Raw genomic sequence first — 26,992 nt, forward strand, 5'->3', positions numbered from 1 at the left:
GCCCTGTCGGTGGGGCGGGCCGCGCCCCGGGCCCGGTCAGGCCCGCAGCGCCGCCGCCAGCCACGCGAACCCGTGCATCCGGCTCGGCCAGGCCGGCCAGCCGTTGACGGCGCCGATCAGCTGCCAGTACCGCTCGACCCGGACGTCGGAGCCGACCTCGATCTGCTCGACGAGCCAGGCCCGGAAGCCGGGCGTGTCCGGCCCGCCGTGCCCGGCGACGAACAGCCCGACCAGCTCGTCGATGATCGCCCGGCCCTCGGCGGACGCCGGGTCGACCCCGGCCTCGGCGGCGGCCACGCCCCGGTTGCTGAACTCCATCCCGGCCTGCTCCCAGCCGGCGTAGGACCGGGCGTGGTCCTGGGAGGCCCGGTCGGCCGCGTGCGCCTCGGCCATCCGGCGGGTCCGGGCCCGGAAGTCCGGGTCCTGGACCAGTTCGGCCAGCTCGATCCAGGCCTCCACCTGGGCGGTGGTCGGGTCGTCGGGCAGTTCGGGCATCGCGCACCGCATCTTGGCGGCGAACTCGGGGTTGATGTCGAGGTCCGCGAACACCTCGTCGTGGAAGGTGGTGAGGATCTGCCGGCGTTCGGCGTCGGACAGGCGGGCGAGCTTGTGCATGAGGCTCATCTCCTTCGGGTCAGAGCCCCGCCGGGCGACGGCGCGCAGTACGGCCCGGCGCAGGCGCAGCGTGGCGATCTGCGCGTCCAGGGCGTCGACGTGCATCTCCGCGACCTCGGCGATCCCCAACTCCCGGTCGAGGACCCGCCGGATGGTGGCGAGGTCCACGCCCAGGTCGCGCAGGGTGCGCACCAGGTCGAGGCGGGCGAGCGCGTCGAGGTCGTACAGCCGGTAGCCGGTGGGGCTGCGGTCGGTCGGCGGCACCAGCCCGGCGTCGGAGTAGTACCGGATCGTCTTGACCGTCAGTCCGGTCCGGCGGGCCAGGTCTCCGATGCCGTACAGCGGGTGTCCGTCGTCCATGTCCGTAACCCTCGGGTCTCCCGTTAGTGGAGAGTCAAGTGCTCCGCGGCGGCCGTCCCGGACCGCACGCACGCCGGGATGCCGACCCCGTCGTAGCCGGCCCCGGCCAGACTGATCGTGGGGTCGCCGTCGAGTGCCGCCCGCGCGCGCCGCACCCGGTCGAGATGCCCCGGGGTGTACTGCGGCAGCGCCCCGCCCCACCGCCGCACATAGGCGTCCACGGGTACGGGCAGGTCGTGGCCGAGCAGGGACGCCAGCTCGGAGCGGACCAGGTCGACCAGCTCGCCGTCGGGGCGCTGTAGCACCCGCTCGTCCCCGTACCGGCCGAGGGAGGCGCGGACCAGGCTCAGGTCCGGGGCGGCCAGGTGCGGCCATTTGCGGTCGATGAAAGTGACGGCCTTGGTGGCGTACCCCTCGGAGGCCGGCACCAGGAACCCCGACATCTCGGGCATCCGGATGCCGGGGAACGCCAGGGAGACCAACGCCACGCTCGCGTAGTCCAGAACGCCGATCTCGTTCGCGGCGGCCGGGGAGTACTCGTGCAGCAGCCGCGCGGCGGGCCGGGCCGGCAGCGCGAGCACCACCCCGTCGGCCTCGACCACCTCGGGCGAACGGGTCGACCCGATCACGAGCCGCCAGCCGGTCGGGGTCCGGAACAGCTCCCGGACGGGCAGCCCGAGCCGCAGCTCCGCCCCCGAGGCCTTGGCCAGGGCGTTGACCAGCGCGGTCATCCCGCCGACGATGGTGCCGAACACGGGCCGGGGGTCCGCCGGGGCGCCCGCGCCCGCCGCCAGACCGGTCGCCGGGCCGCCCGCCCCGCCCAGGGCCGCGCGGACCGCGCCGACCAGGGTGTCGCACCGGCGGGCGGCGGCGGCCAGGGTGGGCAGGGTGGCGGCGAGGGAGAGCTGGTCGGCGCGCCCGGCGTACACGCCGCCGAGCATCGGATCCACGAGCCGATCGACGACCTCCGCGCCGAACCGGGCCCTGACCAGCTCGCCGACCGAAATGTCCGCTCCGGGGCCGAGTAGCGGGCCGTGGGTGGCCGGTTCGGGGGTGACCGCCGCGAGCCCGGCGAGGGCAGCCAGGTCCCCCGGCACGCCGACCAGGGTGCCGCGCGGAATCGGGTGCAACCGGCCGCCGAGGGCGATCGCGGCGGGCGCGCCGGAGGGATGCACCACCTGAAGTCCCAGCTCAGCGGCCAGTTGGGGCACCGTGGGGTCCCGGGACAGGAACGCCTCGGCCCCCGCCTCCACCGGCAGGTCCGCGAGCGTCGCGGGCCGGAGTTTGCCGCCGAGCTCGGGTGCCTGCTCCACGACGGTGAGCCGGATCTCCGGCTGGCGCCTCCGGAGCCGGTACGCCGCGGTCAGCCCGGCCACTCCCCCGCCGACGATCACGATATGTGCCACGCCCACATCCTCCCGTAACGAAAAGCCACTAGCAGAGTGCGCCCCGACAAGTCAGACTCAAAACGTGAACATCGCAGCTCTTGCCCATGATCCATTGACGCCGGCCGCCGAACTGGCCGCCGCCGTCTACTCGTGCGAGGACCCACTCGAGCTGCCCGTGATCCTCGCACTCGCCGACCACGACGACCCTCAGGTCCGCCAGGCGGTGGCCGCACAACTGCCACTGCTGGCCGACCCGAAACCGGAGGCGGTGATCGCCGCGCTGCTGCGCCTCACGTGCGACCCGTTCCCGGACGTGCGCGACTGGGCGTGTTTCGCCCTCGGCACCCAGTGCCCCGACATCGACACCCCCGAGTTACGGGACGCGCTCGCCGCCCGGCTGGCCGACCCGGACAACGAGACCAGATGCGAGGCGCTGTTCGGGCTGGCCCAACGGCGCGACCCCCGGGCCCTGCCCGCCGTCGCCCGCGCCCTGGCCCACGAGAACGTCTGGCTGATGGAGATCGAGGCCGCCGGCGCGCTCGGCGACCCCAGTCTGCACACCCTGGTCAGGGGTCACCTCGACGGTTGGCAGGCCGCCGACGTGCCCCGGGTGTGCGCCGCGCTCCGGCTCACGGACCCCGACGGGCTCGGCGAGGACCTGATCGAGGGCCTCTGCGACTGGTTCCGGCACGGCGGCCCGAGCGCCAAGGACCCCAAGCCGTACTGGTGGGGGGTCGCCCTCACCATGCTCAACCTGGCGGCCCACCGGTCCGTCGACCTGGCCTCCGCCGTGCGGGACCGGCTGGTCGGCGACGAGACCGCGCTGGCGGCGCTGTACGGCTCGGGTCTCGCCCAGGACGCCCGGGAACACGGCTGGACCTAGCACCACCCCCGCGCGGAGCCCTCCGCGACGGGACCAGGAGGGACGTGCCCGGCGCTGGTGGGCCGCCCCCCGATGACGTACTGCCCGCGGACGGTGTGGTCCGCGGAGGACCTCCCGGCCGTGGACGACCTCCACGCGGCACAGACCATGCCGGGACAGCGGACCCGACGCCGTGACGACCCCGGCTCGACACCCCGCGAAACCATTCATCCGGGTACGGAGTGCCGCGTCGCCGGCAACGTCAGGTGTGACCTGTCTCCGGCGACGTGAGGCTCCCGCCGTCCGGGCCCGGGGCGGCAGGTCACCGACCGGCAACGTCAGGTGTGACATGTCCCGACGCCCGACCGGGTGGCCCCTGCCGCCGGAGGGTCAGCCCTCGTGGACCAGGTCGACGATGCGCTTGAGGGCGTCCGGGTCGGTCTCCGGCATGACGCCGTGCCCGAGGTTGAACACGTGCCCGGGGGCCTTGGCGCCCTCGGCGAGCACCCGGCGGACCTCCCGCCCGATGACCTCCACCGGGGCGAACGGCACGGTCGAGTCCAGGTTGCCCTGCACCGCGTACCCGGCGCCGAGCCGGGCGGAGGCGACGTCCAGCGGGGTGCGCCAGTCGACGCCCACCACGTCCGCGCCGGCCTCGGCGATGGCTTCGAGCATGTGGCCGGTACCGACGCCGAAGTGGATCCGGGGCACGGTCAGCCCGGCGAGCACGGCGGTGGAGTGCGGCATCGCGTACCGCCGGTAGTCGGCCTCCGACAGCGCGCCCGCCCACGAGTCGAACAGCTGCACCGTGCGCGCCCCGGCCGCGATCTGGACCTCGAGGAACACCCGGGCGATCCCGGCCAGCTTGGCGCACAGGGCGTGCCAGACGTCCGGCTCGCCGTACATCAGGGCCTTGGTGTTCGTGTAGCTGCGCGACGGGCCGCCCTCGACCAGGTAGCTGGCGAGGGTGAACGGCGCGCCCGCGAACCCGATCAGCGGGGTGTCACCGAGCTCGCCGACGAGCTGCCGCACGGCCTCCGTGATGTACGGGACGTCGGCGGGCGTCAGGTCGCGGATCGCGGCCACGTCGGCGGCGGTGCGCACCGGCGTGTCCAGCACGGGGCCGACCCCGGCCTTGATGTCGATCGGCACGCCCACGGCGGCGACCGGCACCACGATGTCGCTGAAGAAGATGGCGGCGTCGACCCCGTACCGCCGGACGGGCTGGAGAGTGATCTCGGTCACCAGATCGGGTGTCCGGCACGATTCCAGCATGCCGATTCCGGCACGGATCTTCCGGTACTCCGGGAGCGAACGGCCAGCTTGGCGCATGAACCAGACCGGGGTGTGGGGGGTGGGTTCACGGCGCACGGCGGCGAGGAAAGCACTCATCCCGCCCATCGTCGCATGTCGGCGCGGCGCGCCCGTGCGCGGCCGTCCCCGGTCCTATGCTGCGACTCATGGGGCCAACGAGTGTGCCCCCCGATCCGTTCCGCAGAGCGGTCGAGGGGCTGAGATCGGTCCACCCTCGTGCCGAGATCCTGCTCGAGGAGATCACCGCGCCCAAACGCCTGGCGCCGTACGCGTTCGCGCTCGGAGCCACGGTGCTGCGCCACGACGACGAGGTCGCCACGGGCCGCCTGGTGCTGCTGCACGACCCGGCGGGCCACGACGCCTGGGAGGGCACCCTCCGCCTCGTCACCTACGTCACCGCCGACGTCGAACCGGAGATCGCCGCCGACCAGATGCTCCCCGAGGTGAGCTGGAGCTGGCTGATCGACGCCCTCACCGCGGCCGGCGCGGGCCACTGTGCCGCCGGCGGCACCGTCACCCAGACCCTGTCGACCCGCTTCGGCGGCCTCGCGGGCGAACCCGCCGCCGCCGACGTCGAACTCCGCGCCTCCTGGACCCCCCTGGACCCCGACGAACTGGCCGCCCACCTCGAAGCCTGGTGCGTCCTCCTGGCCTCCACAGCGGGCCTCCCACCCCCCGGCGTGGCCCTCCTCCCCACCGCCGGCTGAGCGCCCACCCACACCCGCCGGCCCACCGCGCCTTGCCCAGGACCCACCGCGCCTTGTCCAGGGTCCGCCGTGCCGCTCCTCCTGACGGGCACGGTCACGCCGACCGGAAGGCCTCCGCCGGCCACTCCCACCACAGTCGGGCGCGTCACACCAGGCGATCCGTGACCACACGAGCCGCCATTCCACCCCGGCCCCGCCGCCAGAATCCCGCCACACACGGCGACGTCTCCCGACACTCCGAATTCCGGCCTTTACAGATCCTGGTACCCGGAATATCGGCCCGACCCATCCGGATACGCCGCCGGCAACCTTCCCGCAGAAGTGCCGATGCGCGCCGCAAAAGAAACGCGGCGTAACCAACAGAAGCATGTGATCTGTCTTTTGATCGAGCTCTTGATCTAACGCGAAGTGGCCCGTTGAGGGCGGGGCTGGCAAGCGAATGGCCCAGACGCCAGGGCAGCGCCCTGCGTCTGGGCCATTCGCGCAGTCCAGCGCCGTCCTCAACGGGTCCAAACGGCCTAGTAGTAGTTGTCGGCTTCGTCGCAGGGCTTGTTCATGTCCTTGGCGAGCTGGGTCGCCTTGGCCGAGTCCTTGTTCCCCAGGGCGTCGAAGAACTCGTCCACCAGCTTCAGGCAGGTCGCCAGCGCCTGCTGCGCCTTCTCGGCTTCCTTGGTCTTGTTCTGGGAGCCGGTGAGCTGCTGCTTGACGCCGTCGAGCTCGGTCTTCAGGGAGGAGGCCTTGGTGTTGGCCTCGCTGAGCGACTTCTCCTTGGCGGCGACCTCGCGCTGGGACTTGCTGTAGTCGCCGCTCTTGGAGACGAACAGGACGGTCATGACGGCGGCGAGGATGACGACGACGGCGAGGAGGCCGGCGAGTACGGGGACGGCCTTGCTCTTCTTCGGGGCGCCGAGCAGGACGTCGGGCGCGCCGTAGGGGGCGGGGAAGCCGGGGCCGCCGGAGGTCGGGTACTGGGAGGTCGGCGCGGCCGGGGGCTCCATGTGGACGGGCGGGTCGACGTGCGCCGGGGGCTCGAAGGCCGCGGGGACGCCGGAGGTCGGGGCCTCGTGGCCGGTCGGGGCGGCGTACGCCGGGGCGGGCTGGCCGTAGCCGGGCTGTGCCGGGGCGTAGCCGTCCTGCGCCGGGGCGGCGGGGTCGAACCCGGCCGGGGCGGGGGCGGTGTGCGCCGGGGCGGCGTCGTGGCCGGGGGCCGGGTAGGGCTGGCCGTAGGGGACCGCCTCGGTGGGGGCGTCCGCGGGGCGCTGGGGGTCGTGGGGGTACGGGGAATTGGGGTGGGACATGTGCTGCTCCAACGTGTTGTTCAGGGGTTTCTAGCAGAGGGAGAAGGCGGTGCACGCTTCCGCGATCGCGACGGCGAATCCGATGCCCTCGGCGTTGGTCACCTTGGCCGTGGCCACCCCGATCACCCGGGCGTCCTTGTCGACGACCGGTCCGCCGGAGTTGCCGGGGTTGATGGGCGCGTCGAACTGGATGATCTTCCGGCTCTCGCCGGGGAACTCCCGGATCGCGCTGACCACGCCCGAGGTGACGCTGTCCATCAGGCCCTTGGGCGCGCCGACCACCACCACCGGGGATCCCGGGGTGACGTCCACGCCGAGGATCTCCAGTTTCGGGAAGACCTGGGTGGCGAGGAGCACCGCCAGGTCGCGTTCCTTGTCCTTGTGGACGATCGTCGCCGGGTACAGCTCGCTCTCGCGTTCGAGCTTGACCTCGGAGCCGCCCTTGTCGACGACGTCGGCCACGACGTGGTAGTTCGTCATCAGGTACGTGCCGCCGGCGGGCCCGGGCTTGCCGAACGCGAAGGCGGTGCCCTGGGAGCGGCCGGCGACGACGGTGAACACGCTGGGGCGGACCTTCTTGGCGACCGCGGCGGTGTCGATGGTGTTGCCGGCCCGGCGTTCGAGTTCCACCAGCCGCTGGTCGAGCGCTGACGCCCTGTCCCCGGCGGTGGCGACCTTGCGGTTGAGGGTGTGGATCTGAAAGGCCTGGAGGCTCACGAGAACGGTGAGTCCGACGACCAGTACGAGGGCCAGGACGGCCGGCCAGTTGCGCCGGTCCCGGGTCAGCGGAACCTGGGCGCGCGCAGACTCCTCGTGTACCACTGACATTGTTGTGACTCCCCCGTAATGCAACTGCGAGTGCTCACCATACAGATCTGGGCGCGATTCGCCCTAGCTGATATCCGTCTCTATTTGATATACGGCTCCGCCTGGTTGCACGGTGTCCGCATCTGTCCCAGGATCTCCTGCGCCTTGGCCTTACTCGCCTCGTCGCCGGCCGACAACGTGTTGAGGAAGTCGAAGGTGAGCCGCAGGCAGGTGGCGACGACCTTCTTCTGTTCCTCGAGGTCCTTGCCCGCGCTCTGCGAACCCGCGAGTTGCTGTTTCGTCTTCTCCAACTCCGACTTCTGCGCGGCGACGGTGGCGTTGAGTTCGGAGATCTTCTGGTCCTTGCCGGCGACCGAGTCGGCCTTCTTCCGGACCGCGTCGGACTCGGAGGTGCCGGAGACGTACAGCCCGGTCATGACGGCGGCGGCGAGGAACAGGAGCACCGAGAGGGCCGCGAGCAGCGGGACGGCCTTCGAACGGCGGGCCGGCCGGGGGCGGTCGAGGCCGTAGCCGGTGACGGGGGTGCCGGAGATCGGCGGGCCCGAGTAGACCGGGACCGGGTCGTGCCGGGGGGTGACCGGGAAGACGCCGGGCGGGTCGGCCGGGTAGGCGCCCGGCGGGTCCGGCGGGAACTCGACCTGCGGGAACACCACCCGGGTGGGGGCCGGCGGGGACACGACCGGCCGCGCGGGGACCGCCCGGGGCAGGGTCTGCTGGGTGGCCTGTTCCGACTGGAGGAACTGCGGCTGGAACAGCGTGGGCTGGTCGACGTTGAGCGTGGGCTGGTCGGAGTCGTCGGGCCGGTAGACCGGCGGCGGCTCCTGGCCGTATTCTCCTGGGCCCTGGGGGTTCGACATCATGCTCTCCAGACACACATCGCGGACCCTCACCGTAGCGACGATGCGCAAGCCGCTGAAACCATCAGGAAACCGTCACGCGGCGAGGAGGCGGGCAACACGCCCGCCGGGGGGCTCGACGGGCAGCGGGTCGCGCCCCGTACGGTGGTCGGATGGCCGATGATCGCCCGTCCCCCACGTACCCGCACGACGCCGAACCCCCGCAGCACACCGCCCTGCTCGTAGAGCCCAGGGACGGCACGCCGGCGCCGATCGTGGACACGGACGGCCTGCGCGCGTACTCCGACCGGCTCGCCTCGGGCACCGGCCCGATCGCGGTGGACGCCGAACGCGCGTCCGGTTACCGCTACGGGCAGCGGGCGTACCTGATCCAGCTGCGCCGGGTGGGCGCGGGGACGGCGCTGGTGGACCCCGTACCCCTCGAGGATTTCTCCTCGCTCGCCGAGGCTCTCACGGGCCCGGAATGGGTGCTGCACGCGGCGAGCCAGGACCTGCCGTGCCTCGCGGAGATCGGGCTGCGGCCGACGCTGCTGTTCGACACGGAGCTGGGCGCGCGGCTCGCGGGCTTCGAGCGGGTGGGCCTGGCGGCGCTGACCGAGAGCCTGCTCGGCTTCACGCTGGAGAAGCACCACTCGGCGGCCGACTGGAGCAGCCGGCCCCTGCCGGAGTCCTGGCTGACCTACGCCGCCCTGGACGTGGAACTCCTGATCGAACTGCGTTACGCCCTCGGCACGGAGCTGGAGCGCCAGGGCAAGCTCGGCTGGGCCGAGGAGGAGTTCGCCGCGCTGGTCAACGCCGCGCCGCCGGCCCCCCGGGTCGACCCGTGGCGGCGCACGTCCGGCATGCACAAGGTGCGCGGCTCGCGCGCCCTGGCCCGGGTGCGCGCACTGTGGACGGTCCGCGACGGCCTGGCCTCGAAGCGGGACACCGCCCCGGGCCGGATCCTGCCGGACACCGCGATCGTGGCGGCGGCCCAGGCCGACCCGAAGGACGAGGCGGAGCTGTTCGTGCTGCCGATGTTCGGCGGCCGGTCGACGCGGCGGCTGTCGAAGCTGTGGCTGGACGCCCTCGCCGAGGTCCGGGCGCTGTCGGAGAAGGAGCTGCCGACGTCCTCGGCGCCGAGCGACGCCCCGCCGCCCCCGCACCGGTGGGCGGAGAAGGAGCCCGAGGCGGCCGCGCGGCTGGCCCGGTCCCGGGAGGCGGTGACGGCGCTGGCGACGGAGTTCGGGCTGCCGCAGGAGAACCTGCTGACCCCGGACACCGTGCGGCGGCTGTGCTGGTCACCGCCGGAGGACGGGGACGTCGCCGGGTTCCTGCGCCGGCACGGTGCCCGGGAGTGGCAGATCTCGATCACGGCGTCCGCGCTGCTGGGGGCGTTGTCGGAGCCGAGCGCGCCGGAAGGCGAGCCGGCGGCGGAGTGACGCGGGGCGGCGGGTCGACCGCCGGCCGGAGCGCGGGGCGGGCCCCGCGTCGGGGTCCCGGGGAGTGACGAAGACCCCCGGGACAAGTCAGGTTACTGACGGGTAGCATTGGGCGCGTAGGCCGATCCAAGGAGGCTCGCGTGCCCCGTTCTGTCCGGGATGTCGTCTTCGTCGACGGTGTCCGTACCCCTTTCGGCAAAGCCGGTGGGATGTACGCGGAGACCCGCGCCGATGACCTGGTCATCCGCTGCATCCGCGAACTGTTGCACCGCAATCCCGAGCTGCCCCCGGAGCGGGTCGAGGAGGTCGCCATCGCCGCGACCACCCAGATCGGCGACCAGGGCCTGACCCTCGGCCGGACGGCCGCCCTGCTGTCGGGGCTACCCAAGACCGTGCCCGGCTTCTCCCTCGACCGGATGTGCGCCGGCGCCATGACCGCCGTGACCTCGGTCGCCGGCGGCATCGCCATGGGCTCGTACGACATCGCCATCGCCGGCGGCGTCGAGCACATGGGCCGGCACCCCATGGGCGAGGGCGTCGACCCGAACCCGCGGATCCTCGCCGAGAAGCTCGTCGACCCGTCCGCCCTGGTGATGGGCGCGACCGCCGAGAACCTGCACGACCGGGTGCCGGGCGTGACCAAGGAGCGCTGCGACGCGTTCGCGCTGGCCAGCCAGGAGCGGGTCGCCAAGGCGTACGCCGACGGCAAGCTCCAGCCCGACCTGGTCAGCATGGCCACCCGCGACGACGAGGGCGGCTGGGGCCTGGCGACCGTGGACGAGGCTCCCCGGAGCACCTCCCTGGAGAAGCTGGCCACCCTGCGGACCCCGTTCCGGCCGCACGGCAAGGTGTCCGCCGGCAACGCCGCGGGCATCAACGACGGCGCGACCGCCGCGATCATCGCCGACGAGGAGACCGCCCGCGAGCTGGGCCTGCCCGTCGCGATGCGCCTCGTCGGGTACGCCTACGTCGGCGTCGAGCCGGAGATCATGGGCTACGGCCCGGTGCCGGCCGCCGAGAAGGCGCTCAAGAAGGCCGGCCTGACGATCGCCGACATCGGCCTGTTCGAGCTGAACGAGGCGTTCGCCGTGCAGGTGCTGGCGTTCCTCGACCACTTCGGCATCAGTGACGACGACCCCCGGGTCAACCCGTGGGGCGGCGCGATCGCGATCGGGCACCCGCTGGCGAGTTCCGGGATCCGGCTGATGACCCAGCTGGCCCGGCAGTTCGCCGAGCGCCCCGACGTGCGGTACGGCATGAACGCGATGTGTATCGGGATCGGCATGGGCGCGGCTGTGATCTGGGAGAACCCGCACTGGGAGGGTGGCAAGTGAGCGAGGTCGTCACGAAGGCGCTGTTGCGCTTCATCTCGGTTCCCGGCCAGGCCGGCAAAGCCGCGCTGATCACCCTCGACAACGGGCTGGACTACAAGAAGCCGAACACGTTCGGCCCCGAGGGTCTGGCGTCGCTGTCGGAGGCGTTCGACGCGGCGGTCGCCGAGAGCCCGGCGTTCATCGCCGTCACCGGCAAGCCGTACATCTTCTCCGTCGGCGCGGACATCACCGGCATCCCGCAGGTGACCAGCCGTGACCAGGCGCTGGAGATCGGCCGGCTCGGCCACGCCGTCTTCGCGAAGTTCAAGAATTCCGCGGTACCGACGTTCGCGTTCGTCAACGGCGCGGCCATGGGCGGCGGCCTCGAACTCTCCCTGCACTGCCACTACCGGGCCATCTCGACCGGGGCCGCGGCCCTGGCCCTGCCGGAGTGCTTCCTGGGCCTGGTCCCGGGCTGGGGCGGCACCCAACTGCTCCCGAACCTGATCGGCCCGGCCAACGCGGCCAAGGTCATCATCGAGAACCCGCTCAGCCAGAACCGGATGCTCAAGCCGGCCGACGCCCTCGAGCTGGGCATCGCCGACACCCTGTTCGAGCCGGCGGACTTCCTGGAGCGGTCCCTGGGCTGGGCGGCCTCCGTCGTCGCCGGCACCACGACCGTCGAGCGCGCCGAGATCGACCGGGGCCCCGCGTGGTCGGCCGTGATCGGGTTCGCGAAGAAGATGCTCGACGAGAAGCTGCACGGCGCGGCCCCGGCCCCGTACCGGGCCCTCGAGCTGATGGAGCTGGCCCGCACGGCGAGCTTCGAGGACGGCACGGCGGCCGAGGACGAGGCCCTGGCCGACATGATCTTCTCGCCGGAGCTGCGGGCGGGCCTGTACTCGTTCGACCTCGTCCAGCGGCGCGCCAAGCGCCCGGCCGGCGCGCCCGACCCGGACGACGGCCGCGACGTCAACAAGGTCGGCGTCGTGGGCGCCGGTCTGATGGCCAGCCAGCTCGCGCTGCTGTTCGCCAACCGCCTCGAGGTGCCGGTCGTGCTGACCGACCTCGACCAGGAGCGGGTCGACAAGGGCGTGGCGTACGTCAACGCCGAGATCGACAAGCTGGTCGCGAAGAAGAAGATGCTGCCGGGCAAGGCCGCCAAGCTGCGCGGCCTGGTCAGCGGCTCGGTGACCAAGGAGGCGTTCGCGGACGCCGACCTGGTGATCGAGGCCGTGTTCGAGAACCTGGCCGTGAAGAAGCAGGTGTTCGCCGAGGTCGAGGCCGTGGTGAGCGAGTCGTGCGTGCTGGCCACGAACACGTCCTCGCTGTCGATCACCGAGATGGCCGCGGACCTCAAGCACCCGGAGCGGGTCGTCGGCCTGCACTTCTTCAACCCGGTCGCGGCGATGCCGCTGCTGGAGATCGTCCGGGCCGAGAAGACCGACGAGGAGACGCTGGCCACCGCGTTCGGGGTGGGCAAGTCGCTGCGCAAGTCCTGCGTCCTCGTCGCGGACCGGCCGGCGTTCGTCGTGAACCGGCTGCTCACCCGGTTCCTGGGCGAGATCCTCGGCGCGGTCGAGGAGGGTACCGACTTCGCGGTCGCCGACCGGGCCGTGGACTCCCTCGGCATGCCGATGCGTCCGCTGACCCTCGTGGGGCTCGTCGGCCCGGCCGTCGCGCTGCACGTGGCCGAGACGCTGCACGGGGCGTTCCCGGACCGGTTCAAGGTGTCGGAGAAGCTCGGGTCGTTGGTGGCCGCCGGCCTGACCGGGTTCCACACCGCCGACGGCGCGCTGGACCCCCGGGTCGTGGAGATCTACGGCCCCCGCGAGGGCGGCCCGACCGGCGAGGAGCTGAAGGAGCGCGCTCTGACGGCCGTCGCCGAGGAGATCCGGCTGATGCTGGAGGAGGGGGTCGTGGCCGACGCCAAGGACATCGACCTGTGCATGATCCTGGGCGCGGGCTGGCCGTTCCACCTGGGCGGGATCACCCCGTACCTGCGGAGTGTGGGCAAGCTGTAGGCACCGACGAAAAGGGGCGGCTCCCGTGGGAGCCGCCCCTTTTCCATGCCTTCTTTACTCGTCGTCCTCGTCGTCGAACGGCTCGTACTCGTCGTCCTCTTCCGCGGACCAGGTCGCCTCGACGATCTCCAGCCCGGAGACCCCTTCGAGCAGGCCCTCCAGGTTGACGACCAGGGCCACCGCGTCGGCGATGTCCTCGTCGGCGATCCGCTCCAGGGCCTCGGCCCGCTCGTCGGCCGGCATGTCCTCGGCGGCGTCCACCGCAGCCCGGGCGGCGGCCCGAACGGCGGCCTCGTCGGTTACCTCGACCACGATCTCGGCCGGAATACGGACGTATCGGGTTTGCGTCGTTTCAGCAGTCATGGCGAAAGCCTACCGAGCGTTTCGAGCCCCGGCCCCGGCAGGCTGGCCGAGTGTGAAGTAGCAGGTCAGGCCCGCTCGGCCTGGCTGCGCTCGACGCAGAACTCGTTGCCCTCGGGGTCGGCCATGACCACCCATCCGGAGCCGTCCGGGCGCCGGCGGTCATCGACCTGGGTCGCGCCGAGGCCGAGCAGCCGGGCGACCTCCTCGTCCCGGGTCCGGTCGGTGGGCTGGATGTCGAAGTGGATCCGGTTCTTGATCGACTTGGCCTCGGGCACGGTGACGAACAGGATCACCCGGTCCTTGTCGAGGTGGATCACGGCCTCCGGATCACCCGGGTGGTCGTCGTCGTTCAGGGGCAGGCCGAGGACCTGGCTCCAGAACGTACCCAGCTCATAGGGGTCGGCACTGTCGATCGTGATGTGGGCCAAAGCGGAAACCACAGGTGGAGCTCCGTTCGCAAGAGGATGTGTCGCGGCCAGTCTGTGACCGAGACCGCCACCCCGCAACCCGAATACCCCTTTTCCGGGTACGCGGCCCGCCACAACGCCTCCCACCGGCCCGGGACCGCGTGCACCGCCCCGCCGCCGCCCGGGGCCGTCAGAGGCGCTGGGGCACGCTCGCCGCGCCCCGGTTGACCGGCGTGGTCGCCGCCGCCGGGAGCAGCACGGTGACCTCCAGCCCGCCGCCGGCCCGCGCCGCCGCCCGCACGCTCCCGCCGTGCGCGTCGCACACGGCCCGCACGATCGACAGGCCCAGGCCGGCGCCCCGGGACCCGGTCCGTTCCAGTCCGCCGCGCCGGAACGGTTCGAACAGGGCCGGCACCTCCGACGGGTCCAGCTCGGCGCCCGTGTTGGCCACCACCAGCCACGCCTGCTCGGCGGTCATGCCGGTGTTGACCCACAGGTGCCCGTTGGGCTCGTTGTACCGGACGGCGTTCTCCACCAGGTTGCCGGCGAGCCGGTCGAGCAGGCTCGGGTCGCCGACGACGGGCGCGGGCCGCAGGTCGGTGTTCACCACGATGCCCATCCGGGCCACGTCCCGGCCCACGGGCAACAGCGCGGTGCTGCACGCCACGGCGAGGTCCACGGGGGCCTTGCGGGCGAGCCGCCGGCCGGCCTGGGCCTCGGTGCGGGCCAGGAGCAGCAGCGCGTCCACGAGGCTGTTGGCGCGCACGGAGGCGTCCCGCAGCACCCGGGCCATCCGCTGGTACTCGGCGAGGTCCGCCTCCGGGTCGGTCAGCGTCACGTCGACCTCGGTGCGCATCACGGCGAGCGGGGTGCGCAGCTCGTGCGAGGCGTTGGCCACGAACCGCTTCTGGCTGTCGAACGCCCCGGCCAACCGGTCGAGCATCGCGTCGAACGTGGCGGCGAGCTCGGCGATCTCGTCGTCGGGGCCGGAGTAGCGCAGCCGCTGGTCGAGGGTCTCGGTGGACAGCCGGCGGGCCGTGGTGGTGACCTGCTGGAGGGGGCGCAAGGCCCGGGCGGTGATCCAGTACCCGCCGATGACGCCGAGGGTGCTCAGGACGGCCAGGGCGGCCAGTCCGGCGACCAGGGCCTCGGTCGAGGAGGCACCCGCCTGGACCATCAGCCAGATGACGATGAGGACGCCGGTGCCGGAGGCGATCAGCAGTACACCGTTGAGGAGGGTGATCCGGCGGCGCAGGGTCGGCCGGGGCGAGTTCACGCCGGGCCCCCTGCCGCGCGCCCGGGCCGCACGCCCGCACCGCGCCCGGGCCGCAGGCACGGACCGTCCCCCGGCCTCACGCCGAGATCCGGTACCCGGCGCCGACCACCGTCTCGATCAGCGCCGGCTCACCCAGCTTCTTCCGCAACGTCATCATCGTGACCCGCACGGTCGTGGTGAACGGGTCGGCGTTGGCGTCCCAGACCCGCTCCAGCAGCTCCTCGCTGGACACCACCGCCCCGCCGGCCTTGATCAGCACGCTGAGCAGCCCGAACTCCTTGCGGGTCAGCTCCAGCGGCCGACCGGCCCGGTCGGCGTGCATCCGGGCGGGGTCGAGGGTGACGTCCCCGGCGCGCAGCACGGGCGGGGCGGCCGGGGTGGCGCGCCGGCCGAGCGCCCGGATCCGGGCCACCAGCTCGTCGAAGTCGAACGGCTTGCCGAGGTAGTCGTCGGCGCCGAGTTCGAGGCCCTCGATCCGGTCGGCGACGCTGCCGCTGGCGGTCAGCATCAGCACCCGGGTCAGCGCGCCGGACGCGATCAGGTCGGCGCACAGGTCGTCCCCGGACATGCCGGGCAGGTCCCGGTCGAGGACGCACACGTCGTACCGGGTGGTCATGGCCTGGAAGTGGCCGTCCTTGCCGTCGTAGGCGACGTCGACGGCCATGCCCTGCCGGCGCAGGCCACGGGCGATCGCGTCGGCGAGGTGCCGTTCGTCCTCGACCACGAGTACCCGCATGGACACGCCCCTTCGTCAGCCCACCGAGACTAGTGCAGGTTCCGCACGTCCCACAGCCACACTCCGCCGGCCTCGTCCCAGGTGGGCGCGCCGAGCAGGGCGGTGACGGTCTGCAGCAGGGGCTGGGCGTTGTGCTCGGTGGCGGCGAGGACCACCACGGCGCCCTTCCAGTACCGCAGGTCGGCGACCGCGTTCGCCCGGTCGGCGTCGGTGACCGTGGGCACCTTCCCGCCGGCCGCGACGTCGCGGAGCATCGAGGACGTGGGCCGTGGCGCCGGGTCCCAGGTGGCCGTCGGGTCGTCCGGGCCGGTCGGGCCGATGAAGTAGCCGCGCGGCACCTTGAAGCCCAGGTTGGTCACCCCGGACCAGCGCATGCCCGTCATCCGGTCGTTGCGGGGCACGGGGACGGACACCAGGGTGTGGTCGTCGTCCACGTAGGCCTTCCAGGCGCCGCTGGTCACGAACGCCGGGATCGGCCGGTCCCGCACGGTCAGCGGGGTCGGCGCGATCGGCAGCAGCACCCCGGCGACGACCAGGGAGGCCACCGCCCAGCGCCACCTCTCGGTCCCGGCCCACCGGGCCAGCCCGTCGCAGCCGAGCGCGAGCAGCACCCCGACGACCGGAATGACCATCAGGGTGTACCGGGTGGCCGTGGCCAGGTCGAACGGCGGCACGTGCTGGAGCAGCCGGATCGGCCCCGGGATGCCGGTCAGTTCGCCGTTGAACACGACGGTCTTGCCCAGGGACAGCCCGGCGAAGAACAGGCCGACGACGAGGAGCGAGCGCACCATCGGGCGCCGCCAGTACACGGCGAGCGCGCCGAGGACGAACAGCACCAGCGGCCAGCCGAAGAACGCGTTCTCCTCGTTGGCGCTCAGGGTCAGCTTGTCGGCGGCGGCGTCGCTGCCGGCCAGCGAGCGGCGGGCGAACCCGGTGAAGGAGGCCACGTCGGTGGAGTACTTGTCCAGGCCCTCCGGCAGTCCCCGGTAGTGCGCGGGTCCGAAGAACTGCGTCCACAGCGGGTACGCGAGGAGCACGAACGAGAAGCCGGCCGCGACCGCCAGGCCCTGGACGAACGGCTTGAACTGGGCGCGGACCTCCTGGCGGCGCTGGAGCGCGTACACCGCGACGAAGATGCCGCAGCCCATGGCCACCATGAACAGGACCTCCTCGTTGAGGAAGACCTGGTAGACGATGAGCAGCCCGAGGATGATCCCGTTGCGGACCGGCCGGCCCTCGCGGAGTTTGATGACCCGCCAGACGATGAGGGGTACCAGGAACTGGGCGGTCAGGTTCGGGTGGCCGGCGGCCTGGGCGACCATGCCGGGGGCGAAGCCGAGGAACCCGGCGGCGACGTACGCGGCGAGCTTGGACTTCACCACGTGCCGGCTGAACAGCCAGTACCAGGCGGAGGCGGTCCCGGCCAGGGTCAGGGTGAGCGCCACGACGAACGTGGTCTGCACCCCGAAGACCAGACTGATCGGCGACAGCGGCACGCCCAGGCCCAGCACGCTGGTGTTCGCCATCATGTTCGCCTGGTCCGGCACGTTGAGCCGGTCGGTGACGAACGGGTTCTCCCCGTGGCTGACCACCCGGGCGGCGTGCCCGAGGAACCAGAGGAACTGCTCGTGGTCGGTGGGGTTGACGGCGGACAGCCGCACGTCGCGGTGCACCCACATCCGGGCGGTGACGTAGAGCGCGATCGCCAGGTAGCTCAGGTGCGGCACGGCGCCCCGGGCGAACCGCCAGGCCCGGGTGGGCCCCGACACGGGGGCCTCCCGGGCGTCGGGTTCGGCCGCCGGCCTGGTCAACGGGTCAGTTCCCGGACGTCCCACAGCCAGACCCCGCCCTTCCACTCCGGTTCCACGCCCAGCAGGTCGACCATCGTCGCCTTGTACTGCGCCGCCTTCTTCTCGTTCGGGCTGAGCACGACGGCCCCGGCCTTCCAGAACTTGAGGTCCACGATCGCGTCGGCCCGTTCCTTGTCGGTGATGACCGTGGTCTTCCCGTCGGTGGCCATCTTGTAGAAGATCTTCGAGGTGGGCCGCAGCGGCGGGCCGAACATGCCCTCGTCGTCGGGGGTGTCGGGGTTGGGCACCAGGAAGTAGCCGCCGGTGATGGCGAACTCGGCGCGCGCGGCGGCGTTCCACTGCACGGCGGCGATCCCGACGGAGGCGTACGGCACCGGCAGCAGGACCAGCGAGTGCTGGTCGTCCACGTAGGTCTTCCACTCCCCCGAGGTGATGAAGCTCGGCACGGCCGGCCGGTGCACGGCGCCCAGCGGGGTGGGGATCAGCGGGATCAGCGCGACGGCGACGCCGGCCAGCATGAAGATCCGCATCCGGGACGCCGCGCCGACGGTGTTGTCCGCGCGCAGGATCCGGGCCAGGACCAGGGCGATCAGCATCCCGAACCAGGGGATCATGACCAGGGTCAGCCGGCTGGCGATCACCGAGTCGAGGAGCGGGAGCTTCGCGAACAGGTACCACGGGGCGGGGATCTTGGTCAGTTGGCCGCCGATGTGCAGGTGGCTGCCGAGCGACGCCACGGCGAACGCCGCCGCCGTGATGGTCGCGGCCTTCACGTCGGTGCGCCGCCAGAGCATCGCCGCCCACACGACGGACATCACCATGAGCGGCCAGCCGAAGAACGTCGTCTCCTCGACCACGTTGTTGGCGAGCAGGACGCTGTCGGGGCTGCCGCCCAGCGAGTGGGTGGGGAACGCGGTGAACGAGTACACGTCCGCGCCGAACAGGTGCACGAAGTCGCCGAAGCCGTGGTAGTGCTGCGGTCCGAAGAACTGGAACCACATCGGGTACGCCAGCAGCGCGAACGAGACCACGGCCGCCACCGCGAGCCCGCCGACGAAGCGCTTGAGCACCCGCTTCGCCTCCGCTTTGTTGTACAGCGCCCAGATCCCGGTGAAGCCCAGGAGGCCGAGCGCCGTGAACAGCAGGATCTCCTCGTTGATGAAGAACTGGTAGACGATCAGCGCGCTGAGCAGCAGGCCGGTGCGCACCGGGTTCGCGCCCTCGCGGAGCCGGAGCACCTGCCAGATGATGAACGGGACCACGAAGTGCATGGCCAGGTTCGGGTGCACGTTGTCCTGGGCGACGATGCCGGGGGCGAACCCGCAGAACGCGCCGCCGATCGCTGCGGCGAGCCGGGACTCGACGAGCTTGCGGGAGAACAGCATGTACCAGCCGAAGGCCGTCAGGAACGGCGCGAGCGTCACCATCACGGCGAACGACACGTGCGGCCCGAACGCCATCGTCACGGGGATCAGCGGGATCGTGATCGCGAACGTGGCCGTGTTGGCCATGACGTTCACGCCGTCGGGGAAGTTCAACTGGTTCGTGAACAGCGGGTTCTCGAGGTGGGTCACGACCCGGGCGGAGTGCGACAGGAAGAACTCGAACAGGTACTGGTCCGGCGGGAAGCTCGCCAGCACCCGGTTGTCCAGGTCGATCCACAGCCGGGCGGTGAGCCCGAGCGCGCCGAGCAGGTAGGCGAACAGCACCCCGAGGTCGTACCGGATCCGGCGCGGGCGCTTGCCCGTCTGCGCCGGAGCGGTCTCCTCGGTGGGGTTCTCGGTGGACGGCACGTCTCGAACCTTCACCCTAATTCACCGTCCGTAGATCCCACACCCACACACCGCTGACCCAGACGGGTTCGGTGCCGACCAGTGCCGTGGTCATCCGCCACAGCGTCTCCTCGTTCTTGCCCTCCGGCATGACCCGCTCCGACTGCATGACCAGCACCGAGGCGCGGCCGTCGGCGAGGGCCTTGAGGGCGGCGGCCTTGTCGGCCTCGGCGACCCGCGCCCCGCGCAGGGTGGCCATCCGCGCCCGGTCCAGGGTGGGCGCGAGGTGCGCGTCCGTGACCGGCAGTTCCAGGTCGGTGGCCAGCGCCCAGCGCCGTTCGGTCGGGTCGGACGAGCCGGTGGTCGGCACGATGGCCAGCCTGCTGCCCGCCGGCACGTACGCGCGCCAGGTGCCCGCCGACACGAACGCCGGCACGTGGAGGTCGGCGACCCGGACCGGGGCGGGCGCGGCGGGCAGCAGCGCGGCGGCCACCAGCCCGTACCAGAGGAACGCCATCCGGGTGCCCGGCCGCTCGGCCCGCAGCAGGGTGACCTCCTCGGCGGCGCGCTGGGCGGCCACCGCGAAGAGCACCGCGATCATCGGGACGACCATGAGCGCGAGGTGCCCGGGGGCGACGCCGCGCAGGACGGGCAGGTCGGCGAGCAGCCGCCACGGTCCCGGTACCCCGGTGGAGGAGGTCTTGATCGTGAACGTCGCGCCGCAGGCCAGCAGGCACAGCACACCGCTGGTCAGGGCGATCGTCCGCGACAGCGGGGTCTTCAGCCACCAGGCGGCGGCGACCAGGAGCGTCAGCAGCGGCCAGCCCCAGAACGTGTTCTGCTCGATGCCGGACTGCGCGTAGTGCACCCGGCCGACCGGGTGGGTGGCCAGCGACGGGGTGGCGAACCGGACGAACGACACCAGGTCCGCGCCCATGGTGCGCAGCGCGCGCGACGGGTGGTCGCGGTGCGGCCCGAAGTACTGCGTCCACAGCGGGTACGCGAGCGCGACCAGCGTGATGACGGCCGCGACGGCCAGCCCGCGCAGGACGGCCGGGGCGTACGCGCGCACCTCGGAGAACCGCTGGGTGGCGTACGCCGCGAAGAAGAGGACGAACCCGACCGAGAGCAGGATGAGCATCTCGGGTTCGATGAAGCCCTGCCAGACGCACAGCAGCCCGAGGATGGTGCCGTCGCGCAGCGCCCGCCCCTCGCGGAGCTTCAGCACCCGCCAGATGATGAACGGCACCAGGAACTGGGCCGCGAACCCGAGGTCGCCCTGCGCGTGCGCGACGACGCCCGGGGCGAAGCCGCCCAGCGCGCCGCCGAGGACGGCCGCGAGCCGGCTGGTCACGACGTGCCGGGACAGCACCCAGTACCAGGCGAAGGCGGTGGCCGCCAGCACGAGGACCGCGGTGAGGACGAACGCCCGGTTCGGGCCGAGCAGCAGGGTCAGCGGGGCCAACGGCACCGAGAGCCCGAGGATGCCCTGGTCACTGAACGTGTTGACGACCTGGGGGAACGCCACCTGCGACTCGGTCCACGGCGACACGCCCTCGGTGAGGATCCGCGCGCCGTGCAGCATCATCCACTCGCCGTAGGCCTGCTCGCGGCCCGCGACACCGGAGATCCGCTGGGTACCGGTGAACAGGCGCGACATGATCCACACCGCGCCCACCAGGTACGCGACCGCCGCCACGAGCGGGGTCGGCAGCGTACCGAGCCGGTCCACGCACCGCTGGGCGAAGCTCTCCCGTACCGGCGGCGGCACGGTGGCCGGGCCGTCGGGCGTGGTCGGCGCTCCCGCGTCGACACTGTCCACAGTCACCCTCAACCCACCAGGGTCCGGACGTCCCAGACCCAGGCGCCACCGATCAGCTGGCCCGGGCCGAGGAGCGCGTCGAGGGTCGTCTTCAACGCCGCCTGGTGCTTGTGCTCGCCGAGGACGACGACGGAGCCCTTCCAGTACCGCAGGTCGTTGACGACCTCCCGCTTGTCCACGTCGGTCACGACCGCCGAGGTGCCGGTGCTGGCCACCGAGCGGAGCAGGTCGGAGGTGTGCCGGGGCCGGGCGTCGAACACGCCGGAGCGCTTCTCGGTGCCGTCCGGGACGATCGAGAAGCCCCGGGGCACCGCGAAGGCCACGTTCTCGGCGGCGGCCCAGCGCATGCCGTCCATCGCGTCGTTGCGCGGCAGCGGCACGGGCACCAGGGTCCGGCCCTCCGGCACGTACCCGCGCCACTGGCCCGAGGTGATGAACTCCGGGACCGGCTTCGGGTCGAACCCGGGCAGCGGGATCGGCGCGATCGGGATCAGCGCCATCGCGAGCGCGGTCCCCCACAGCCAGCGGACCGGCAGCCCGCCGTCCTTCGCCGCGACGAGCTTGTCACCGGCGATGGCGAGCAGCGCCGCGATCAGCGGGACGACGATCAGCGAGAACCGGGTCGGCAGGGCCATGTCGAGGACCGGCACGTGCTGCAGCACCCGGAAGGGCATCGGGATGCCGGTGCCGTGCGAGCCGACCACGACCTGCTTGCCGAGCGACAGCAGCACGAAGCCGACGGCGGTCACCGCGAGCAGCCGCACCGTCGGGTTCTTCTTCCACAGCCAGATCACGATCGCGAACGTCAGGAACATCAGCGGCCAGCCGAAGAACGAGTTCTGCTCGCCGTAGTTCGAGGCGAGGCGCACGGCCTGGAGCTGGTCGCCCGCGACGGACTGGCCCGGGTAGGTGAAGTAGGCCAGCGCGTTGGAGATGTAGTTGACGGCGTTGAAGGGCAGGCCCCGGGAGTACTGCCGGCCGAAGAACTGCAGCCACAGCGGGTACGCGAGGAACGCCAGCGACACCAGCCCGGCCACGGTCAGCCCGCGCAACATGGGCATGAACGCCGCGCGCGCGTCCTTGCGCTGCAGGATCGAGTACACGGCGGCGAGTCCGGCGCAGCCGATGGCCGTCAGGAGCAGCATCTCCTCGCTGACGAACACCTGGTAGGTGATGAGCAGCCCGAGGATCACCCCGTCGCGCACGGTCCGCGCGCCGGGTTTCGCCAGCCGGAGCACGTACAGCACGATGAACGGCAGCACGAACTGGGCGATGATGTGCAGGTGACCCGGCGAGTGCGAGATCTGGCCGGGCGAGAACCCGCACAGCGCGCCCGCCACGGCCGCCGCGACCTTCGACGACACCAGGTGCCGGGAGAACACGTAGTACCAGGCGGCGGCGGTGCCGGCCAGGGACAGCACGCCGAGCACCCCGAAGCTGACCGTCGCGCCGAACAGCAGCGTGATCGGGGTCATCGGGATGCCGAGGCCGAGCACCGAGGTGTTCGCCATCATGCTGACGCCCTCGGGGGCGTTGAGCCGGGTGCTGAACAGCGGGTTCTCCAGGTGCGTGACCGCACGGGCCGCGTGCCCCAGCATCCAGATGAACAGCTGGTGGTCCTGGCCGTCGCCGACGAGCCGGACCTGCGGGTTCACCCACAGCCGGGCGTAGACCCAGATCCCGCCGAGGGTGTACGCCAGGCTCGCGAGGAGCCCGAACCGGTGCCGGGCCGCCCACCCGCGCAGCCCGCTGATCCCCCGCGCCCGCGACTCCGGCGCCACGGTGTCTTCCGTCGTGGCGACTGACTTCACTGCCATGACCGTCCTCAGCCCTTGACCATTGACCGTACGTCCCACACCCACACGCCGCCGATGAACCGCGGCTCTCCGAGCAGCTCCCGCATGATGGGCAGCAGGATGTCCTTGTTCTTGACGGGGCCGAGAATGACGGCGCCGGCGTGCCAGTGCTTGAGGTCCGTGACGGCGTCGCGCCGGTTCTGGTCGGTGATCACCGGGGCCTTGCCCGTCATCGACGCGGTGTTCAGGAGGTCCGAGGTGGGCCGGGACGGCTGGCCGTACAGCGCGCGGGCCCGGGGGTCGTCGCTCTGGGCGGGGCCGAGGAAGTAGCCGCCCGCGACGGGCATGTCGAGGTCCACCTGGGCGGACCAGCGCTGGGCCTCGAGGTTGCCGATGTTGCCCAGCGGCACGGTCACGATGCTGTCGCCGGGCCCGACGTACTGCTTCCACAGCCCCTGGGTCACGAACGCCGGGGCGGGCGGGACCTCCCGGGCGGGCAGCGGGGTCGGCATGATCGGCAGCAGCGCGGCGGCGAAGCCCGCGTACCAGAGCAGGCGCGGCGTGCCGGCCAGCCGGGGCGCGGTGATCACCTTGTCCAGCGCGATCGCGAGCAGCACCGCGAGCGCCGGGGTCACCATGACCGCGAACCGGACGGGCACGACCGACTCGAGCACCGGGATCTCGTTGATCAGGCTGAACGGACTGTGCAGGCCCGTGTTGTACCCGTAGATCTTGATGACGGGGCCGAGGGACAGCGAACCGAAGACCAGCGCGACGGCGGCGGCGATCCGGACCAGCGTGTTGCGCCAGAGCAGCACCAGCGTGGCCAGGCACAGCAGGATCAGCGGCCAGCCGAAGTAGGCGTTCTCCTCGGCCGGGTGCGCGTGCAGGCCCCGGTCGCGGAACGGCGCGCCGGCGAGCGACTCGGACGCGTAGGCGAAGTAGGAGCCCAGGTCGCTGTAGTAGGTCACCGAGAGGGCGGGCACCGCGCCGTAGTGCTGCGGGCCGAAGAACTGGAACCACAGCGGGTACGCGAGCAGCGCGAACGCGAGGCCCGCCGCGACGCCCAGCCCGGTGGCGGCGCGCTTGAACGCGGCGCGGAACTCGGCCCGGTGCGAGACCCCGTAGACCAGGGTCATGATCAGGCCGCAGATCGCGATGAAGAGGAGCACCTCTTCGTTGATGAACGCCTGGTAGGTGATCAGCAGGCCCAGCACGAGCCCGGTGCGCACGGGGCGTTCGGTGGTCCGGAGCTTGGCCACCCAGTACAGGATGATCGGGACCATGAACTGGCCCGCGATGTTCGGGTGCCCGTTGGCCTGGGACACGAAGGCCGGGGCGAAGCCGCAGAACAGGGCTGCGACGAAGGCCGCGGCCCGCGAGGTGACGAGGTGCCGGGAGAACAGCCAGTACCAGGCGATGGCCGTCCCCGACAGCGCGATCACGACGAGCAGCGCGTAGGAGACGTTCACCCCGAACAGCAGGGTGACCGGGGCCAGCGGGATGGCCAGGCCCAGGATGGACGTGTTGGCCATCATGTTCACGCCGTCGGGCACGTTGACCTGCGAGCTGAAGAGCGGATTCTCGAGGTGTACGAGGGACCGCGCGGCGTTCGTCAGCACGAACTGGAAGAAGCCGTGGTCCTGCTCGTTGCTCGCCTGGATCCGCTTGTCCAGGTCCAGCCAGAGCCGGGAGGTCACGTAGAACGCGCCCAGCACGTAGACCAGGACCGCGCCGAGGTCGTACAACCGCCGGCGGCGCGCGCCGCTGTCGACCTGCCCGTCCGTCGACTCCGTCCGGGCATCAACACTCGACGCAAGCGTCGCCATCTGGCGCTTCCCCTCCCGATCGCTGCGCTTCCACGCGCATCGGCGCCCGCCCACACACGCGAACCGTGCGGACCCGCAGGGCGTTCCACCTCGGCAACCAAGGCCAGGCGCTGGACGGACAACATGATACGACACCTGGTGCTTCACGCCCGGAGCCACCCTTACGCGGGCCGGACACCCGACATGTACGTCCCGCTATCGCCCACGCGCGCGGAAAAGGGACGACAGCGCGCTGTCGTCCCCTCCCGGTCGGTCAGGCGGTGAAGTTGCTCAGCTCGCCGGGGATGGCGCGCTCGTCGAGTTCCGACAGCCAGCCCGTCACGTCCCGGGCGACGTCCTGGGCGGTGAGGCCCAGGTCCGCGAGGATCTCGTTGCGGGTGCCGTGCGGGTGCCAGTCGGCCGGGACGCCCAGCACGTGCACCGGGGCGGTGACCCCGGCCTCGCGCAGGCTGGTGGCCACGGCCTCGCCCACGCCGCCGGTGCGCACCCCGTCCTCGACGGTGACGACGAGCCGGTGCCCGGCGGCCAGCTCGGCCAGGACCTCCGGCACGGGGCGGACCCAGCGCGGGTCGACCACGGTCACGCCGTAGCCGTGCTCGCTGATCCGGGTGGCGGCCTCCACGGCCAGGTGCGCGAAGGAGCCCACGCCGACGAGCAGCACGTCCTTGCGGGAGGCCTCGGCGAGCACGTCCACGCCGCCCACGGAACGCAGCGCGGGCAGGGCCGCCGGCACCGTACCGGTCGGGAAGCGCACGATCGTCGGCCCGTCGGTCACGGCCACCGCCTCGCGGAGCTCCTCGCGGAGGGTCTGCGCGTCGCGCGGCGCGGCCAGGCGCAGGCCCGGCACCACCCCGAAGACGGACATGTCCCAGATGCCGTAGTGGCTCGGGCCGTCCGGGCCGGTGATGCCCGCCCGGTCGAGGACGAACGTCACGCCCAGCTTGTGCATCGCCACGTCGAGGAGGACCTGGTCGAACGCGCGGTTGAGGAACGTGGCGTAGACGGCGACGACCGGGTGCGCGCCGCCCATCGCCAGGCCCGCGGCCGAGGTGACGGCGTGCTGCTCGGCGATGCCCACGTCGTAGGCCCGGGACGGGTACGCGCGCATCAGCTTCGCGATCCCGGTCGGCTCGGCCATCGCGGCCGTGATGCCGACGATGTCGGGGCGCTCGCCGGCCAGCTCGACCAGCTCGTCGCCGAAGACGGAGGTCCACTTCAGGCTGGGCGCGGCGGTCAGCTTGCCGGTGATCTTGTCGAAGGCGCCCGGGCCGTGCATCATGTCGGCCTCGTCGTCCTCGGCCGGCCGGTAGCCGTAGCCCTTGCGGGTGACCGCGTGCACGATCACGGGGCCGCCGAACCGCTTGGCCCGCTCCAGGGCCTTCTCCATGGCGGCGAGGTCGTGGCCGTCGACCGGGCCGAAGTACTTCAGGCCGAGGTCCTCGAACATGGCCTGCGGGGCGATGGCGTCCTTCAGCCCGCGCTTGACGGCGTGCAGGGCCTCGAACAGCGGGGCGCCGACCAGCGGCGTGCGGCCGAGGGCGTCCTTGACGAGGTCGAGCACCTTCTCGTAGGACGGGTTGAGCCGCAGCGTGGCCAGGTGGTCGGCGAGCCCGCCGATCGTCGGCGCGTAGGAGCGGCCGTTGTCGTTGACCACGATCACCACGGACCGGTCCCGGCCGGCGGCGATGTTGTTCAGCGCCTCCCAGCACATGCCGCCGGTGAGCGCGCCGTCCCCGACGACCGCGACGACGTGCCGGTCGTGCTCGCCGCGCAGCTCGAAGGCCTTGGCCAGGCCGTCGGCGTAGGACAGGGCGGTGGAGGCGTGCGAGTTCTCGATGAGGTCGTGCTCGCTCTCCGCCTGCGACGGGTAGCCGGTGAGGCCGCCGCGCTGGCGGAGCTGGTCGAAGCCCGCCTGCCGGCCGGTGAGCATCTTGTGCACGTACGCCTGGTGCCCGGTGTCGAACAGGACCCGGTCCTTCGGCGAGTCGAAGACGCGGTGCATGGCGATGGTCATCTCGACCACGCCCAGGTTCGGCCCGAGGTGCCCGCCCGTCCTCGACACCTTGTCGACGAGGAAATCGCGGATCTCGGTCGCCAGCACGGCCAGCTGCTCCGTGGTCAGGCCGCGCAGATCGTGCGGGCCGGTGACGGACGCGAGGATGCCGGTGCCTTCACTGGTGCTCATAACGGGCC

21 protein-coding genes are annotated in these 26,992 nt (G+C 72.1%); 5 read left to right on the forward strand and 16 right to left on the reverse strand.

Annotation, left to right across the window (positions count from 1 at the left end; translation table 11 throughout):
* Positions 1-36: 36 nt before the first annotated feature.
* Positions 37-975 (reverse strand): MerR family transcriptional regulator, encoded by a 939-nt coding sequence (locus AB0M43_RS18945; RefSeq protein WP_363726311.1) that lies wholly within the window; start codon positions 973-975, stop codon positions 37-39.
* Between the two features lie 23 nt (positions 976-998).
* On the reverse strand, positions 999-2,381 hold the full coding sequence (hemG, locus tag AB0M43_RS18950) for a protoporphyrinogen oxidase (RefSeq protein ID WP_363726313.1): 1,383 nt from the start codon (positions 2,379-2,381) through the stop codon (positions 999-1,001).
* 64 nt (positions 2,382-2,445) lie between these two features.
* On the opposite strand from hemG, the gene AB0M43_RS18955 reads away from it, so the two are divergent.
* Positions 2,446-3,246 (forward strand): HEAT repeat domain-containing protein, encoded by an 801-nt coding sequence (locus AB0M43_RS18955; protein WP_363726315.1) that lies wholly within the window; start codon positions 2,446-2,448, stop codon positions 3,244-3,246.
* A 369-nt stretch (positions 3,247-3,615) separates the two neighbouring features.
* Here the strand turns inward: AB0M43_RS18955 and hemE are convergent, their stop codons facing one another.
* Positions 3,616-4,626: a uroporphyrinogen decarboxylase gene (gene hemE / locus AB0M43_RS18960; protein ID WP_363726317.1), complete on the reverse strand. Its 1,011-nt coding sequence runs from the start codon at positions 4,624-4,626 to the stop codon at positions 3,616-3,618.
* A 59-nt stretch (positions 4,627-4,685) separates the two neighbouring features.
* Here hemE and AB0M43_RS18965 point away from each other — a divergent pair, with 59 nt between their 5' ends.
* Positions 4,686-5,246: a DUF3000 domain-containing protein gene (locus AB0M43_RS18965; RefSeq protein ID WP_363726319.1), complete on the forward strand. Its 561-nt coding sequence runs from the start codon at positions 4,686-4,688 to the stop codon at positions 5,244-5,246.
* A 518-nt stretch (positions 5,247-5,764) separates the two neighbouring features.
* Here the strand turns inward: AB0M43_RS18965 and AB0M43_RS18970 are convergent.
* The 3 genes from AB0M43_RS18970 to AB0M43_RS18980 form a co-directional block, all read right to left on the reverse strand.
* Positions 5,765-6,544 carry a hypothetical protein gene (locus AB0M43_RS18970; protein WP_363726320.1) on the reverse strand — a complete coding sequence of 260 codons (780 nt, stop codon included), beginning with the start codon at positions 6,542-6,544 and terminating at the stop codon, positions 5,765-5,767.
* Between the two features lie 30 nt (positions 6,545-6,574).
* Positions 6,575-7,372 carry a trypsin-like peptidase domain-containing protein gene (locus tag AB0M43_RS18975; RefSeq protein ID WP_363726322.1) on the reverse strand — a complete coding sequence of 266 codons (798 nt, stop codon included), beginning with the start codon at positions 7,370-7,372 and terminating at the stop codon, positions 6,575-6,577.
* A gap of 80 nt (positions 7,373-7,452) precedes the next feature.
* Positions 7,453-8,262: a hypothetical protein gene (locus AB0M43_RS18980; protein ID WP_363726324.1), complete on the reverse strand. Its 810-nt coding sequence runs from the start codon at positions 8,260-8,262 to the stop codon at positions 7,453-7,455.
* Positions 8,263-8,381: 119 nt separating this feature from the next.
* Here AB0M43_RS18980 and AB0M43_RS18985 point away from each other — a divergent pair, with 119 nt between their 5' ends.
* The 3 genes from AB0M43_RS18985 (at position 8,382) to AB0M43_RS18995 (ending at position 12,987) form a co-directional block, all read left to right on the forward strand.
* Positions 8,382-9,650, forward strand: a complete 1,269-nt coding sequence (locus AB0M43_RS18985; RefSeq protein ID WP_363726326.1) for a ribonuclease D — start codon at positions 8,382-8,384, stop codon at positions 9,648-9,650.
* Positions 9,651-9,790: 140 nt separating this feature from the next.
* Positions 9,791-10,984, forward strand: a complete 1,194-nt coding sequence (locus tag AB0M43_RS18990) for a thiolase family protein (protein ID WP_363726328.1) — start codon at positions 9,791-9,793, stop codon at positions 10,982-10,984.
* Positions 10,981-12,987, forward strand: a complete 2,007-nt coding sequence (locus tag AB0M43_RS18995) for a 3-hydroxyacyl-CoA dehydrogenase NAD-binding domain-containing protein (protein ID WP_363726330.1) — start codon at positions 10,981-10,983, stop codon at positions 12,985-12,987. The genes AB0M43_RS18990 and AB0M43_RS18995 overlap by 4 nt, the downstream gene beginning before the upstream one ends.
* A gap of 54 nt (positions 12,988-13,041) precedes the next feature.
* Here AB0M43_RS18995 and AB0M43_RS19000 read toward each other — a convergent pair whose 3' ends face one another.
* The 10 genes from AB0M43_RS19000 to dxs form a co-directional block, all read right to left on the reverse strand.
* Positions 13,042-13,350, reverse strand: coding sequence for a hypothetical protein (locus tag AB0M43_RS19000; RefSeq protein ID WP_363726332.1), 309 nt, complete (start codon positions 13,348-13,350; stop codon positions 13,042-13,044).
* 65 nt (positions 13,351-13,415) lie between these two features.
* Complete coding sequence (locus tag AB0M43_RS19005; protein WP_363726334.1) at positions 13,416-13,790, reverse strand: VOC family protein; 375 nt, start codon at positions 13,788-13,790, stop codon at positions 13,416-13,418.
* 157 nt (positions 13,791-13,947) lie between these two features.
* Entirely contained in the window at positions 13,948-15,033 is a 1,086-nt protein-coding gene (locus AB0M43_RS19010; RefSeq protein ID WP_363726336.1) for a HAMP domain-containing sensor histidine kinase, read from the reverse strand.
* A gap of 76 nt (positions 15,034-15,109) precedes the next feature.
* A complete protein-coding gene (locus AB0M43_RS19015; RefSeq protein ID WP_363726338.1) occupies positions 15,110-15,769 on the reverse strand; it encodes a response regulator transcription factor in 660 nt (219 codons plus the stop codon).
* Between the two features lie 29 nt (positions 15,770-15,798).
* On the reverse strand, positions 15,799-17,538 hold the full coding sequence (locus AB0M43_RS19020) for a hypothetical protein (protein WP_363726340.1): 1,740 nt from the start codon (positions 17,536-17,538) through the stop codon (positions 15,799-15,801).
* Positions 17,539-17,576: 38 nt separating this feature from the next.
* Positions 17,577-19,373, reverse strand: coding sequence for a hypothetical protein (locus AB0M43_RS19025; RefSeq protein WP_363726342.1), 1,797 nt, complete (start codon positions 19,371-19,373; stop codon positions 17,577-17,579).
* Between the two features lie 16 nt (positions 19,374-19,389).
* Complete coding sequence (locus AB0M43_RS19030; RefSeq protein WP_363726344.1) at positions 19,390-21,180, reverse strand: hypothetical protein; 1,791 nt, start codon at positions 21,178-21,180, stop codon at positions 19,390-19,392.
* A 2-nt stretch (positions 21,181-21,182) separates the two neighbouring features.
* Positions 21,183-22,991 (reverse strand): hypothetical protein, encoded by a 1,809-nt coding sequence (locus AB0M43_RS19035; protein WP_363726346.1) that lies wholly within the window; start codon positions 22,989-22,991, stop codon positions 21,183-21,185.
* A gap of 8 nt (positions 22,992-22,999) precedes the next feature.
* The gene (locus tag AB0M43_RS19040) at positions 23,000-24,799 is read right to left on the reverse strand and encodes a hypothetical protein (RefSeq protein WP_363726348.1); all 1,800 of its coding nucleotides are present in this window, start codon (positions 24,797-24,799) and stop codon (positions 23,000-23,002) included.
* Between the two features lie 253 nt (positions 24,800-25,052).
* On the reverse strand, positions 25,053-26,984 hold the full coding sequence (dxs, locus tag AB0M43_RS19045; protein WP_363726350.1) for a 1-deoxy-D-xylulose-5-phosphate synthase: 1,932 nt from the start codon (positions 26,982-26,984) through the stop codon (positions 25,053-25,055).
* Positions 26,985-26,992: the final 8 nt, after the last annotated feature.

The organism is Longispora sp. NPDC051575, from assembly GCF_040681875.1.
Lineage (GTDB): Bacteria > Actinomycetota > Actinomycetes > Mycobacteriales > Micromonosporaceae > Longispora.